The organism is Serratia sp. BIGb0234, assembly GCF_024809915.1.
Lineage (GTDB): Bacteria > Pseudomonadota > Gammaproteobacteria > Enterobacterales > Enterobacteriaceae > Serratia > Serratia liquefaciens.
In genome coordinates, this window is the sequence record NZ_JANUEI010000001.1 from 774,159 (window position 1) to 787,956 (window position 13,798).

The 13,798-nt window shown below is 53.7% G+C and carries 14 protein-coding genes and 1 tRNA gene; 6 read left to right on the top strand and 9 right to left on the bottom strand.

All coding sequences use genetic code 11. The features are described 5' to 3' along the window. Nucleotides 1-35 precede the first annotated feature (35 nt). Nucleotides 36-695 (top strand): TfoX/Sxy family DNA transformation protein, encoded by a 660-nt coding sequence (locus M2407_RS03735; protein WP_122078274.1) that lies wholly within the window; start codon nt 36-38, stop codon nt 693-695. On the opposite strand, the gene yccS is transcribed toward M2407_RS03735, so the two are convergent. Next, nucleotides 696-2,831: a YccS family putative transporter gene (gene yccS, locus M2407_RS03740; RefSeq protein WP_259216765.1), complete on the bottom strand. Its 2,136-nt coding sequence runs from the start codon at nt 2,829-2,831 to the stop codon at nt 696-698. Between the two features lie 26 nt (nt 2,832-2,857). Then, entirely contained in the window at nt 2,858-3,310 is a 453-nt protein-coding gene (locus M2407_RS03745) for a YccF domain-containing protein (RefSeq protein ID WP_020826176.1), read from the bottom strand. Nucleotides 3,311-3,476: 166 nt separating this feature from the next. Between M2407_RS03745 and helD the strand changes: the two genes are divergently transcribed. Beyond that, nucleotides 3,477-5,531, top strand: a complete 2,055-nt coding sequence (gene helD / locus M2407_RS03750; RefSeq protein WP_259216766.1) for a DNA helicase IV — start codon at nt 3,477-3,479, stop codon at nt 5,529-5,531. A gap of 33 nt (nt 5,532-5,564) precedes the next feature. Here helD and M2407_RS03755 read toward each other — a convergent pair whose 3' ends face one another. Then, nucleotides 5,565-6,023: a methylglyoxal synthase gene (locus tag M2407_RS03755; RefSeq protein WP_020826178.1), complete on the bottom strand. Its 459-nt coding sequence runs from the start codon at nt 6,021-6,023 to the stop codon at nt 5,565-5,567. A gap of 120 nt (nt 6,024-6,143) precedes the next feature. Next, nucleotides 6,144-6,815, bottom strand: a complete 672-nt coding sequence (locus M2407_RS03760; RefSeq protein WP_122078283.1) for a DUF2057 family protein — start codon at nt 6,813-6,815, stop codon at nt 6,144-6,146. Between the two features lie 260 nt (nt 6,816-7,075). Here M2407_RS03760 and M2407_RS03765 point away from each other — a divergent pair, with 260 nt between their 5' ends. Continuing rightward, a complete protein-coding gene (locus M2407_RS03765; protein ID WP_046373973.1) occupies nt 7,076-7,489 on the top strand; it encodes a CoA-binding protein in 414 nt (137 codons plus the stop codon). Nucleotides 7,490-7,555: 66 nt separating this feature from the next. Here the strand turns inward: M2407_RS03765 and hspQ are convergent, their stop codons facing one another. Together hspQ and rlmI are read right to left on the bottom strand one after the other, a co-directional pair. Next, nucleotides 7,556-7,873, bottom strand: coding sequence for a heat shock protein HspQ (hspQ, locus tag M2407_RS03770; protein ID WP_020826181.1), 318 nt, complete (start codon nt 7,871-7,873; stop codon nt 7,556-7,558). Nucleotides 7,874-7,934: 61 nt separating this feature from the next. Continuing rightward, on the bottom strand, nt 7,935-9,125 hold the full coding sequence (gene rlmI, locus M2407_RS03775) for a 23S rRNA (cytosine(1962)-C(5))-methyltransferase RlmI (protein WP_044549619.1): 1,191 nt from the start codon (nt 9,123-9,125) through the stop codon (nt 7,935-7,937). A 92-nt stretch (nt 9,126-9,217) separates the two neighbouring features. Here rlmI and yccX point away from each other — a divergent pair, with 92 nt between their 5' ends. Then, nucleotides 9,218-9,496, top strand: a complete 279-nt coding sequence (gene yccX / locus M2407_RS03780; protein WP_020826183.1) for an acylphosphatase — start codon at nt 9,218-9,220, stop codon at nt 9,494-9,496. Between the two features lie 4 nt (nt 9,497-9,500). Here the strand turns inward: yccX and tusE are convergent, their stop codons facing one another. Beyond that, nucleotides 9,501-9,830, bottom strand: a complete 330-nt coding sequence (gene tusE / locus M2407_RS03785) for a sulfurtransferase TusE (RefSeq protein WP_020826184.1) — start codon at nt 9,828-9,830, stop codon at nt 9,501-9,503. A 111-nt stretch (nt 9,831-9,941) separates the two neighbouring features. Then, a complete protein-coding gene (yccA, locus tag M2407_RS03790; protein WP_004942825.1) occupies nt 9,942-10,601 on the bottom strand; it encodes an FtsH protease modulator YccA in 660 nt (219 codons plus the stop codon). 229 nt (nt 10,602-10,830) lie between these two features. Here yccA and M2407_RS03795 point away from each other — a divergent pair. Next, a tRNA-Ser gene (locus tag M2407_RS03795) sits at nt 10,831-10,918 on the top strand. A gap of 124 nt (nt 10,919-11,042) precedes the next feature. Here the strand turns inward: M2407_RS03795 and M2407_RS03800 are convergent. Next, nucleotides 11,043-13,037 carry a choline BCCT transporter BetT gene (locus tag M2407_RS03800; RefSeq protein ID WP_259216768.1) on the bottom strand — a complete coding sequence of 665 codons (1,995 nt, stop codon included), beginning with the start codon at nt 13,035-13,037 and terminating at the stop codon, nt 11,043-11,045. Between the two features lie 477 nt (nt 13,038-13,514). Here M2407_RS03800 and M2407_RS03805 point away from each other — a divergent pair, with 477 nt between their 5' ends. After that, complete coding sequence (locus tag M2407_RS03805) at nt 13,515-13,730, top strand: hypothetical protein (RefSeq protein WP_020826186.1); 216 nt, start codon at nt 13,515-13,517, stop codon at nt 13,728-13,730. The last annotated feature ends 68 nt before the right edge of the window (nt 13,731-13,798 follow it).

Below are 13,798 nucleotides of genomic sequence, written 5' to 3' on the forward strand. Positions count from 1 at the left end.
AATGATAGAACGCTAACCCACACCAGGAGGACGTTATGAAAGGGAAATCAACGGGAAGGATCGCACAGGCCAAGGCCTGTTTTTGCGCATTGGGCACTATCACTACTCGCTCGCAGTTCGGGGGCTACGGGGTACTGGCCGACGGCATCATGTTCGCGGTTATCGCTGAAGGAGAGCTTTATCTTCGCGCTACGGAGGGGCTGGAATCGGTCTTTCGCTCACGCGGTATGGTCAATATGGTTTACTCCAAACGCGGTGTGCCTATCACTATGCGCTATTACTGGGTAGATGAGACCTTGTGGCGTGATAGGGATGAACTGGTTGGGTTAGCCTGGCAGGCCATTCGCGAAGCGCGTCGGGAGCAAGAGATTAAAGCGGACAACCAGAGTCGGTTAAAAACCTTACCGAATATCGACATCAATATGGAACGTTTGCTGTGGCGAGCCGGTATTCGTAATGTTTATGATTTGCGGTTAAACGGGGCCAAGCGCAGTTATCTTCGGCTACTGCAGCAGCAAAAAAATTTGGGGTTGCGGGTGCTGCTTTCATTAGGCGGGGCCATCGCCGGCTATCATCACGCCGCTTTGCCTTCGGAATTACGCAGCGAGCTGACGCACTGGTTTGACCGCACCATGATGTTGCTTAGCCACGGCCATAACCCAAGAGTCCAGGGCCTTATGAAAGGCCCTGAATGATTATACCGATTTACCTATTTGCGCATTCAGCATCGTGAGTTCCGGCAAGAGCTCAATCACCAGCCCAATCTGCTGCAACACCAATTGATCTTTGCTTTCCGGTTCCGGCGCCGCGTGTTGAATTCGTTCAGCCAGGCTTTCCAACGCCTGAGTGATGCGCCCACTGTCCTGCTCTTCTTGATGCAGGGCGCCATCGACATAACAGACAGCATCATTCAGCAGATCCAGGGTCGCAGGATTATTCAGGCGTTCACGGTGTGCCCCCAACGCCGAGATATAACTCAATAAGGTGTGGTTCAAACACAGCAGACGGAAGGCCGCATCCTGAACGTCTTTATTGGCTTTGGGATCGGCAGACATATTTGAAATCACCGATGCCAGCTCCGCGTCACTGTTGTGCGCATCCCGCCGAGCGATACGGTAGGACAGGCCGTTGTCTTTTCCCTGATGGTATTGCACCAAAATGGCATCCAGATAACGGCAGTTGGCGTTCAGCGTCTTACTGACCACCGTGGGTAATTGCCGGAACTTCCAGTCAGGCCAGATAAAGCTGACTGCGGCCCAAGCGATGGCGCAACCCAGCAGCGTGTCGTAAACGCGCGGCGCGGCGACTTCGAAACCTTCGCCCAGCAGGTTAAAGCACAGCAATACCAACAGGGTGATAAACATGGTGGCATGTGCGTACTGCACGGTGCGAAAAGCAAAAAACAAAACGCCGCTAATCACAATCAGCACGAGTTGGCCTTCCACCGAGGGCACAAAATAGAGGATTGGCAGCCCGACAAGAATACCTGCCAGTGTGCCGATTATCCTCAATGCCAGCCTGCGGCGAGTGGCGTTGTAGTTGGGTTGGCAGACAAACAGGCTGGTTAACAGGATCCAATAGCCATGCTGCATCCCAGTAAATTGAATAAAGGCATAACCAATACACAGCACCACAGACATGCGAATGGCATGGCGGAACAAGGCCGATTGCGGCGTCAGATGGCGGCTGATGCGCAAGCGAATATCGCTCCAGCCGGTGAGCCGGTCATCCGACAGGCTGTTCTCTTCCACCTGGCCGTTGGCCAATGCCTGTTCGGATTCAATATTTGCCAGCTGTGCGTCAATCGCGCGCAAATTTTTCAACAGGTGCGACAGCGCCTTGGTCAACTCGCGATTTTCCGGGGTCAGGGTAACGCGAGCCAAAGCTTCATCAATGCGGGCAAAGGCCGGTTCGAAGCGAACGTTATGCTGATACTTTTGCCGCATCAAAATCGACTGGGCCAACTGCTGGCAGGCACGAGCCTGCATGCTGAGCAAGCGCTGAAAGCGGAACAGGATATCGCTATGACGGAATTGTCGGCTTAGCGCCTGGTATTGAACGTGCGCGGAGCTGGCGCGTTCATGGATGTCCTGCGCAACGAAGTAGTAATGCAGTGTGCGGCGGGTGCCTCGTTGGCCGCGATCGCCTTTTAACCGCGTCAGCAATGAAGCCTTGGTTTGGTTGAGGATAGTCACCAGCGTGCTGTTGGCCATGGCAACGTCCATCCAGGGCAGGTCTGCATCCTGTTCGGCGTCGGGATCAAACAGGTTGGCTTTGGCGTCCAGATAATTCGCCAACTGGTCGTAACAACGCGCCAGATTTTCCTGTAGAGGACGGATAGGGAAGATCAGATGACCTATCAGCGTCAGCAGGTTGTACCACAGAGCACCAATGATCAGCAGCATAGGCTGTTGATACCAGGCGTCATACATCGAAGTGCCGAGCATGGTGTAAACCGCAATCAACAAGGCACCAAATGCAATGGTGGCGTAACGTTGCCCCAGAGCACCTAACAGAATAAAGCCGCAGGTGGAGGTCGTCAGGCCAAGCGCGAACAGCCAGGGGTAGGGAAACAGCAGTTCAATGGAGGCGGAGGCAACAAAGAAACACACCAGCGTAATCAGCAAGTTGCGTAGTCTGCCGGTCAGGCGGTCGTCCAAATCGGTCAACGCCGCCGCCACCACCCCCAGAGTCAGGGGAATAGTGAGTTTCGGAATACCGAGCCACCAGGGGACGGCGGCTGCGCCGGCCAGCGCAATAAAAATACGCAGGTCATAAAGCAGGTTGCTGTTGTAGGCATAACGGCGTATTGCTGGTGCAAAAGAGAGCACAAAAAACTCCTCGGGCGGAGAAAAAATTAACGCTGCTGATACTGACGACGGGCATTTTCAGTTCTGGCCTGTTGCGCCATTTCTACTGAGACCACGCGACGTCCAACCGGCCACAGGGCAATGGCGGCGATTTTGAAATTGGCAATGCCCACCGGAATGCCAATAATAGTTACGCACTGCACAATACCGGCAGCGATATGCGACAGGCAGAGCCACCAGCCGAACAGGATCAGCCAGACAATATTCAGCAGCGAGCCGCTAGCGGAAAGCAGCGCATTACTTTTTTCCGGGTAAAGCTCATTAACGTGAATAGCTTCATTACCGAACGGCAGTAACGACAGCTTGGTGATCTCCCAGCAGGAGCGAGTCAGTGGCAGGGTGATGATCAACAGCACGCTAAATACCGTGGCGATCAGCCAGCCCAGGGTAGTGACAAAACCGCCCAACACAAAATTAAGAATATTCAGTACAGTACGCATAGTCGTCATTCTGCTCTAATGATGGCCAAACCGCGATGCGGTTGCGTTTGCTATCAAAACGCAAAATCTATTCTACCCTTTTTTTAGCGCTAGAGTGCCACTGCTTATCGCAGGTAAACTGGCAGATATCCGTTATTTAATCTCAACATAGTCATGGCGCGAAGATATGGAACTTAAAGCGACATCGCTGGGGAAACACCTGGCTCAGCATCCTTATAACCGCGTGCGGTTGCTGCACGCCGGGGTCGAGGTGAGCGGTGAAAAGCATGAATACCTTATTCCTTTCAATCAGTTGATTCAGGTTAGATGCAAGCGCGGCATCGTCTGGGGCGAGCTGGAGTTTGAGCTGCCGGATGAAAAAGTGGTGCGCCTGCACGGGACTGAATGGCAGGAAACTCAGCGTTTCTATCATTACCTCCAGCAGGCCTGGCAGCAGTGGAGCGCTGAGATGAGCGAGGTCAGCGCCGGCGTTTTGCAGCAACAGGTCGAACATATTCAGCGAATTGAGCAGCAGGATAAGTGGTTTAAGAAATCCGAACTGGGCAAGTTGCAGCAACAGATTCGCCAGTCTTTCGGTGCTTTGCCCATGCCGGTTGCACGGCTGGAGGAATTTGACAACTGTCGGGAAGATTATCAAATCTGCCGCCAATGGCTGCAGCACGGGTTGCACAGCGTGGAGCAGCGTAACCGGCAGTGGACCGAACGGATGCTGGAGACGCACCAGGATTTCTTCCAGAGCATAGAAAGCTCACCGCTGAACGACTCGCAAAGTCGCGCCGTAGTTAACGGTGAAGACTCGGTATTGGTATTGGCCGGAGCAGGCAGCGGAAAAACCTCGGTATTGGTGGCGCGCGCGGGCTGGCTATTGCGCCGTCAGGAGGCCGAACCCGGGCAAATACTGCTGCTGGCATTCGGTCGCCAGGCGGCGGAAGAGATGAACGAACGCATTCAGGAACGGCTGGGCGGCGTGGCTATCCAGGCCAAAACCTTCCATGCACTGGCACTACAGATTATCCAACAGGGCAACCGCAAGGTGCCGGCGATCAGTAAGCTGGAAACCGACAGCAAGGCCCGGAGGGCTTTGCTGATTACTCATTGGCAGCAGCAGTGCGCAGAGAAAAAAGCCCAGGCTAAAGGCTGGCGCCAATGGTTGATTGAAGAGTTGGAATGGGAAGTGCCCGAAGGCGATTTTTGGCAGGACAAGCGCCTGGCGGAGCGGTTGGCCGGCAGACTCGAACGCTGGTTGGGCCTGATGCGCATGCACGGCGGTAGCCAGGCAGAAATGATCGAACAGGCGGATGAAGAAATCCGTGACCTGTTCTCAAAACGCATTCGCTTAATGGCCCCTTTGCTCAAGGCCTGGAAAGGGGCGTTGAAAGAGGAAGGGGCGGTGGACTTCTCAGGCCTGATCCACCAGGCGGTCAATATCTTGGAGAAAGGTCGGTTCGTCAGCCCGTGGAAACACATCCTGGTGGACGAGTTCCAGGACATTTCACCCCAGCGTGCGCAATTACTGGCAGCGTTGCGTAAACAAAATAAACAAACCTGCCTGTTTGCGGTAGGTGACGACTGGCAGGCCATTTACCGCTTCAGCGGGGCCGAGCTGACGTTGACCACCGCCTTTGCCGAGAACTTTGGCGAAGGTGCCCAGTGTGCGCTCGATACCACTTACCGTTTCAATGATCGTATCGGCGAGATCGCGAACCGTTTTGTGCAACAGAACCCACATCAGTTGAAAAAACCGTTGAACAGCCTGAGCAAGGGCAATAAGAAATCGGTGATTTTATTACCGAATGAGCAACTTGAAAATCTGTTGGACAAGCTGAGCGGTTATGCCAAGCCGGATGAGCGAATTCTGGTGCTGGCACGCTATCACCATTTGAAACCGCAGGCGCTGGCAAAAGCGGCGACCCGTTGGCCAAAACTGACCCTCGAGTTTATGACCATTCACGCCAGTAAAGGGCAGCAGGCGGAGTACGTGATCATCGCCGGTTTGCACCAAGGCAGCGACGGTTTTCCGGCGGTCGCGCGTGAGTCGGTATTGGAGGATGTTTTGTTGCCGCAGCCGGAAGATTTCCCGGATGCCGAAGAGCGGCGACTGCTGTATGTAGCGCTGACTCGCGCCAAGCACCAGGTCTGGTTACTGCAGGATCGTGAACGTCCGTCGGTCTTCGTTGAACAACTGCAGGATCTCGGCGTTCCTGCTCAGAAGAAGCCTTAAAATTAAGGCCTGGCGGAAACCAGGCCGCGAGCGTTACTTCAGGCGATCCTGCAAATAGCGCTGATAATCAGGAATGGCAATTTCCACTTCACGTTTGAAGAGTGAAGAATCGATCAGGAAATCCGCCGTTGAGCGGTTGGTGGCGACGGGAATGTTCCATACCGTCGCCAGACGCAGCAGCGCTTTCACATCCGGATCGTGGGGAACCGCATTGAGGGGATCCCAGAAGAAGATCAGCATATCTATTTTGCCTTCGGCAATCAGCGCGCCGACCTGCTGATCGCCTCCCATCGGGCCGCTTAACATGCTTTGCACCGGAATGCCGCTGGCACGCTGGATCAGGTTACCGGTAGTGCCGGTGGCGTACAGTTGATGATGCTCAAGGACGGATTTGTTTTCTTCAACCCAGGCAAGCAGGGCTTGTTTGCGGTGATCGTGTGCCACCAGCGCAATGTGTTTACGCGCGGCGATAGTGCGGGTAGTAAATTCCATCTCGATGTCCTTCGCTAATCAGGGGATGTGCGACAGATTACTGAAACTGTTTTTCACTGCCTAGCGTTTACACCTGAAAATGCGAAGAAAGCGCGCCTTTAAATAAAGGCGCCGGTAATCTTAACGCACGGGCTGTTTATTCGCCCAATGGAGGAAACGCTTTTGCGTCTCTTTGTCCGCCTGCTGGAACCAGTATTGCAGCATCTGTTCGGAAACGTTTTCACCCTTCAAAGTGACCGTGGGGGAGTTCAGAGCGGCACTGGCGAGCGGAGAGGAAGGCGTAGTCGCGCGCACCTGGGTGAAAGCCGGCACCGAGGCCGGGCGGTTTTGACTGTTGTAGTCCGCCATGACTTTTTCCAAATCGACGCTGAGCGTGGCGCCATCGGCATGCAGCACGTCGTGTTTCATCGCCAGCGCGTTACCGTTCTTATCAATCACTTGATAGTTGAGCGTTTTATCGAATCTTTGGCCATCACGTACATTTTCAATACGCGGCAGCTCAATGGCAACGGAGCTGACATTCTGCGTACTGAAGGTCGCGATCAGCGGAGGGGAGGTATAGGCAGTTTGTTCGTGCTGTCCTGAACGTACAGACTTGGCCACTTTAAACAGCAACTGATGTTGCCCGCCATCCAGCTCCAGGCTGTCGGCACCTTTTAACAACGCTCCTGTCATTTTCTTGCCGTCGACCACCAGCAGATCGATGTCCGGGGAGAGTTTCAGGGTCGTAGCCACGGCAGGCATGCTGATACTGATGCTGAGCAGCCCCGCAACCATCAGACCAAATTTCATGGTTATCTCCTTATAAGTGGCATCGCTATTAGTGTTGAATACGCCATAGATTGTGTCAAAGTTTTTCAACATTACGGTTTAGTTTACAAATGTACACATTTATTTTCATTTGGACATTTATTTGAACCGGATATGCTGGCAGTGACAGCATCAGACCGCAAAAGTGGCCGGGAGTTTCCGCATGGTTGCGTTTAGCCGATTTAAAGCCGATAGAGTACACTCGAAATAGGGAAGTCGCCCGTTGATGATTGGAGCTGAAGATGCAAGACCACGAGATTGCCGACCTGCTCAAGCAGGTGAAAACCATTGCGCTGGTGGGTGCCAGTGATAATCCATCCCGGCCCAGCTTTGGTGTCATGGCTTATTTGCTGTCACAGGGATATCAGGTAACGCCGGTCAGCCCCAAGCTGTCAGGGCAAACGTTGCTTGGCCAGCAGGCCTATGCCACGCTGAAAGATATTCCGCACCCGGTGGACATGGTTGATGTGTTCCGTAATTCGGAGGCGGCGTATGGCGTAGCGCAAGAGGCGATTGCGATTGGTGCCAAAGCGTTATGGCTGCAAATTGGCGTTATTAATGAACAGGCCGAGGCGTTGGCGCGTGAGGCAGGATTGAAGGTGGTAATGGACCGTTGTCCTAAAATCGAGCTTCCTCGCCTGGGTCTGGAGCGCTGAAAGCCGGTAAAAGAAAAGGCCTGACAAATGCCAGGCCCTTATTGGGTGTTTCTCAGGCCTGGCCGATCAGTTGCGCAGGCGCGGGGCTTGGAGCTGGTGACGGATAGATTCCGCCAACTCGTCCAGTGAAGGTTGTTCAGGATGGGCATCCTGGGCTTCGCCATCCAGCTGTGCTTCCGCCAGATAGGTATGCACCGGTTGGCCTTCTTCGTCCTCCATCACCACGTGGTACCAAGGGGCGAAACGTAGATCGGTATTCGCCGCTATTTCATCAGCTTTAGGCTGTTCCATAGAGTATTCAGGGTCGATATCAATTACCACCCCCAAGTACCCCAGCAGCTTATGCCGAACCTGTTGTCCGATACCGAATTTGCTGGCAATCATGATGACCTCCTGAGAAACAGTGCCTTGCTCTCTATATGAGGGCAAAACAGCGTATTTCAAGTTACATCACCCGACACGCAAACCCTTTCAAATACAGCCCTTCAGGGTAAGTCGCAATTACCGGGTGATCGGCAGCCTGACGATACTGCTCTATAAATTGTACATCACGCCCGGCATCTACAGCGGCATCGGCCAAAATTTTCTGGAACAAATCGGTAGGCATCAGACCGGAGCAGGAGAAGCTCAGCAAAATACCGCCTGGATTCAACAACTGAAGCGCTAACATGTTGATATCTTTATAGCCGCGGCAGGCACTGGCCAGCTGGTTTTTATTCTCGACGAACTTCGGCGGATCCATAATGATCAGATCGAATTTTTCACCCTGCGTGCGGTAGTTGCGCAGCAGTTGGAACACGTCATCGCGCACAAACTCGGCCTTGCTCAGATCCAACCGGTTCAGTTCAACGTTCTGTTTGGCGATATCCAACGCCGCTTGCGATGTATCTACGCTGATCACCTGTGAGCAACCGCCCATCAATGCAGATACCGCGAATGCGCCGGTATAAGAGAAGCAGTTAAGCACGCGGCGGCCGGCGGAATAGTTACGGGCAGCCAGGCGGCTGTCGCGCTGGTCGAGGTAAAAACCGGTCTTATGGCCCTGCTGAATGTCCACCAGCAGCTTCATGCCATGCTCGGTGATTGGCAACAGAGCAGGGGGCAGGTCACCTAATACCGGTCCTTGCGCCAACGGCAGGCCTTCTTTCTTACGCACCGCGACGTCTGAGCGATCGTAAATGGCGCATTCCGGGTAGCAATGCTGCAAGGCGGTAATCAGCGCAGCACGCTGATACTCGGCGCCGGCAGACAGCAATTGCAACACCAGGAAATTCTGGAAGCGATCGATGGTGATGCCCGGCATGCCGTCGGATTCACCGGCGATCAGACGGTATCCGTCCAACCCGTCGCGCTTCGCAACCCAATCACGCCAGCTTTGTGCCTGCTGTAAACGGCGGATGAAGAATTCGATGTTAACGTCTTCATCCTGCTGGAAAGTCCAGACACGGGCACGGATTTGCGATTCAGGCGAGTAGGCGCCGCGCGCCAGCCATTTTCCCTGCGCGTCGTGAATATCGATGGTTTCGCCGGACAGGGCTTTACCTTCAATACGTTGAACGGCACCGGAGAAGACCCATGGGTGGCGACGGAGTAAGGACTTTTCACGTCCTTTGGCGAGAAACAGGCGTACGGTCATAATTAAGAATGCTGCCAGCTAGGTAAAAAGAGTGACATTGCCGTGCGTACGCACAGAAAATGCCATAAACGAAATTCGATAAGGGGCCGATTATGACACAAGTTTGTATTGCTGCGTATGTCTATGGCGTGGTGCAAGGGGTAGGGTTTCGCTACAACACCCAGCACCAGGCGACGGCGTTGGGATTAAGCGGATATGCGCGCAATCTTGATGACGGCAGCGTCGAGGTGGTGGCCTGCGGCGAGCAACCGCAGGTGGATAAACTGGTGGAATGGCTGAAAAGCGGCGGTCCGCGTAGCGCACGTGTCGATCGCGTGCTGGTGGAACCGCGCGGTACGGCAGATTATCAAGGCTTCAGCATTCGCTATTAGCGTCTCAGATGCATTTTACCGGCTTCGGCAAACCGGCGATTTTTGTTGCCTGTTTGGCCGGGCCTTTGGGGAACAGGCGATAGAGGTAGCGGCTGTTGCCTTTCTCCTCTCCGTACTTCTGCGCCATAGCTTTGACCAGCATGCGGATCGCCGGTGAGGTATTAAATTCCAGGTAAAAGCCGCGCACGAAGCGCACCACTTCCCAATGCGCCTCGGTTAGCGTGATTTCTTCCTGCTCGGCCAGCAGCGGCGCCAGGGCCTCGTGCCAGTCGGCGCTGTTTTTCAGGTAACCCTGTGCGTCAGTTTCAATAACCTGACCTTGATACTCCAACATACTGCCTCGGTAACGGGTAATTCAGAACGGCCGCCAGTTTAGCAAACTTTTACCGCCGCAAAAAATAAAGCCCCGCCGGAGCGGGGCTTTGGGTATGACTCAGACGCCGAATCAGTTGCTGCGCGCGAAGCCCAGAATGCTCAACAGGCTGATGAACATGTTGTACAACGATACGTACAGGCTGACGGTGGCGCGAATGTAGTTAGTCTCGCCGCCGTGAATAATGTTGCTGGTTTCCCACAGGATGGCGCCGGCGGAGAACAGGATAAACAGTGCGCTAATCGCCAGGTGCAGGGCCGGGATCTGCAGGAACAGATTGGCGATCACCGCCACCAGCAGTACTACAAAACCGGCCATCATCATTCCGGACAGGAACGACATATCCTTGCGGGTGGTCAGCACGTAGGCTGAACAGCAGAAGAACACCACTGCGGTGCCTCCCAGCGCCAGCATGATCAGGTCGCCGGCTCCGGTATTAATAAATGAACTGAGGATGGGGCCCAGGGCATAACCCATAAAACCGGTCAGGGCGAATGCCGCCAGGATCCCCGCAGGGCTGTTAGCCAGCTTGTGGGTCAGGAACATCAGCCCGTAGAAGCCGACCAGCATCAGCAGCAGGCCCGGTGCCGGCAGCCCCAGCATGGTGCTGGCGGTTGCGGTGAGCGCCGAGAAGGCCAGCGTCAGTGAAAGCAGAAAATAGGTGTTACGCAGAACCTTATGCGTACTCAGCAATGAGTCGCGCGAGGAGGATGAGACGACAATACGGTCCATAATGATCTCTCTTAGTCAGGTCATCACAAAATTAGTGACGATGATAGGCAGCGCAAGCGTTTGATTAAAGTTTGTTTACCAATCTTTACCCTTAGTTATCATTGCTGCAACCTTGAGCCGGAGTTGGCGGTTTCTTCAACGCTCAAGCGTGAGGTGCTGGTTTTTCGTTCGGTTGAACGGCCTTGGGCTTTACAAGCGGATCAGCTCTGTTTATAGTTCGCCTCGTTGCGGAGGGGTGGCCGAGTGGCTGAAGGCAACGGTCTTGAAAACCGTCGACGGGAAACCGTTCCAGAGTTCGAATCTCTGCTCCTCCGCCATAAATTATGACCCCGTGCTCTCTGAGCGCGGGGTTTTTTTATTGGGTTTAAAAAACGGCAATCGCCGTCGTGGACCCATAAAAAAACCGCCCCGGCTGGGACGGTTTGTCTGGCAAAGCAACCGCTAACGCACCAAATGCAGGAAGTGCAGGTGCTTCTCGTACTGGTCGAGAATATCGTGAATGATCTGTTCTTGCGTCCAGCCCATCACATCGTAATCCTGGCCCCCTTCCTTCAGATGAACCTCACCGCGATAGTATTTATGTTCCTCGTCGCGTTCCTCATCTTTCAACCCCGCCAGAGCAAAGGCCGGTTGAATGTAAGCGCGCAGGCGCACTTCATAGACAAAGTTCAGATCTTCCCCTAAATCGACTTCGAAACGGATGCGATCGTCTTGCGAATCGTCAATCGAGGAGGTGGTATTTTGCTTGGCCAGTTCGGCTTCCACCAGCGCCATCGCCGGTTGAACCACTTCACCGACAAAGCGTTTTACCTGAGAACGTTTCGGGAAATAGGCAATATTACGCAAACGCCGCTGCCATGAGATCGGGTTGCGCGCGGCGGTCGGCGCAATCGTGGTCATCATCTGGCTGTCGCGTTTGTAGGCGTCGATACGTAAGGCTTTTAACAACCCGTAGATTGAGACCAGCAGGATCATCGAAAACGGCAGGGCGCTGGCAATAGTAACGGTTTGCAATGCGCTTAAACCGCCGGCAATCAACAACGCAATCGCCACCAGACCCATCAGGGAAGCCCAAAAGATCCGCTGCCATATGGGTGTTTGATCCGAACCGCCCGAAGCCAGCGTATCAACCACCATTGCCCCAGAGTCTGCCGACGTGACGAAGAACACCACGACCATCGCCATGGCGATAAACGACAGAATATTAGAGAACGGGAAGTGCTCCAGGAAGTTGAACAACGCCAGGGCTACGTCGTTTTGCACCGTATTGGCCAGATCGCGCGCCCCTTCGTTCATGATCAAATTAATGGCGCTGTTGCCGAAAACCGTCATCCACAGCAACGTAAAGCCCGCCGGAACGAACAACACGCCGGTAACGAATTCACGGATGGTACGTCCGCGTGAAACGCGGGCGATAAACATGCCGACGAACGGTGACCAGGATAGCCACCAGCCCCAATACAGCAGTGTCCAGCCTCCCAGCCAGTTGCTGGATTTCGGCTCGTAAGCGTAAAGGTTAAAGGTTTTATTGACGATATCGGAAAGATAGCCGCCGGTATTTTCAACAAAGGATTTCAGCAACAGCACGGTCGGGCCGAGCGTACCCACCAGGACCAGCAGCAGCACCGCCAGGCCGAGGTTCAGTTCGGAAAGAATGCGGATGCCCTTATCCAACCCGGAAACCACCGACAACGTTGCCAGCCCGGTGATCACCACGATCAGCACCACCTGCACCGTTGCATTGATCGGCAAGCCGAACAGGTGATTAAGCCCGGCGTTAACCTGCAACACGCCGTAGCCCAGGGAGGTCGCGACGCCGAATACGGTACCTATTACCGCAAAAATATCGACTGCGTGGCCAATTGGCCCGTATATGCGATCGCCGATGATGGGATAAAGCGCGGAACGCAGCGTCAAGGGCAGGCCATGACGGTAGCTGAAGAACGCCAGGATCAGCGCCACGATGGCATAAATCGCCCAGGCATGCAGGCCCCAGTGGAAGAAGGTTAGGCGCATGGCCTGTTTAGCCGCTTCCACTGTTTCCGGTGTCCCGGTCGGGGGAGAAAGGTAGTGCATCACCGGTTCGGCAACGCCAAAGAACATCAGACCAATGCCCATACCGGCAGAAAACAGCATGGCAAACCAGGAAACATAGCTGAAGTCCGGCTGGGCGTGATCCGGCCCGAGCTTGATATTGCCGTAACGCGATAAACCCAGATAGGTCACGCTCAGCAGGATCAGGGCAACCGCCAGAATGTAAAACCAGCTGGCGTTAGTGAAAATACCCTGTTGCAGCACCTTGAACTTACGATCGGCTAACTCAGGATAGAAGGCGGCAAAGGCCACCAGGACGATGATTAAAGCGGCAGATATAAAAAATACCGGAGGATTGATATGGCTACGACGTGCCACAATTTCAGTGTCGTTTTGGCTCATAGAATACCTTCTTGCTAGTCCGTTAGGGAATGGGATAGTCCGTTAAAACAACTCCATAAAAAGAGGGGCAAACAGGCTGCCCAAGAAATTAAACTCCGCGAGTATATAGAAAAATCGGGGCAATTTACATTTTTATGGTCAAAAAGGCTGTTTTAAGTGGTTTGGTTAGACGTTTTAGCTATATAAAAACATTGCGATGAGAAAGGGTAATTCACTCTTTTTGCAGGGAAAAACCGGTGCAGAGGATCTTGCATGGCTTTCACTATGACAAAATGCGGGCAAAAACAGGATCAGGCTGCGGGCAGGGTTTCTGAGGTAGTTCAAGGGGGTTTTAGCGGCAGGTAGAGCAGATCATGATAGAAATCCCTATAACAGTGGCCTGAACCCGGAGGGATCTGCCGTTTACTATTGATCCGATCAAGCCAAGGGTTAAAATAGATCCATTCGCTCGCGTTTAACGTTTTCATGGAGATAAAGATGAGCTGGTATCAAATAGCGTTATGGACCATGATCTTTCTGAAGTCCGGTGCCTTTCTGGTGTTCGTTTGGTGGTGGATGTTCAAACGCGCAACCAAGCCTTATGTCCGCCCGCAGGATGTTGTGATTGACGAAACGCCGGATGATGACAATCTGACCATGGAAGAAGTGATGAAGAAACACGGTATTACCCGTGTGGAAAATCAAACGCAATAACCCCCGTTCTTTTCAGATTCGGTCTGCGAACTATCCCTGTGGAAATGCGGCAATGCCTGCAAGCCGGG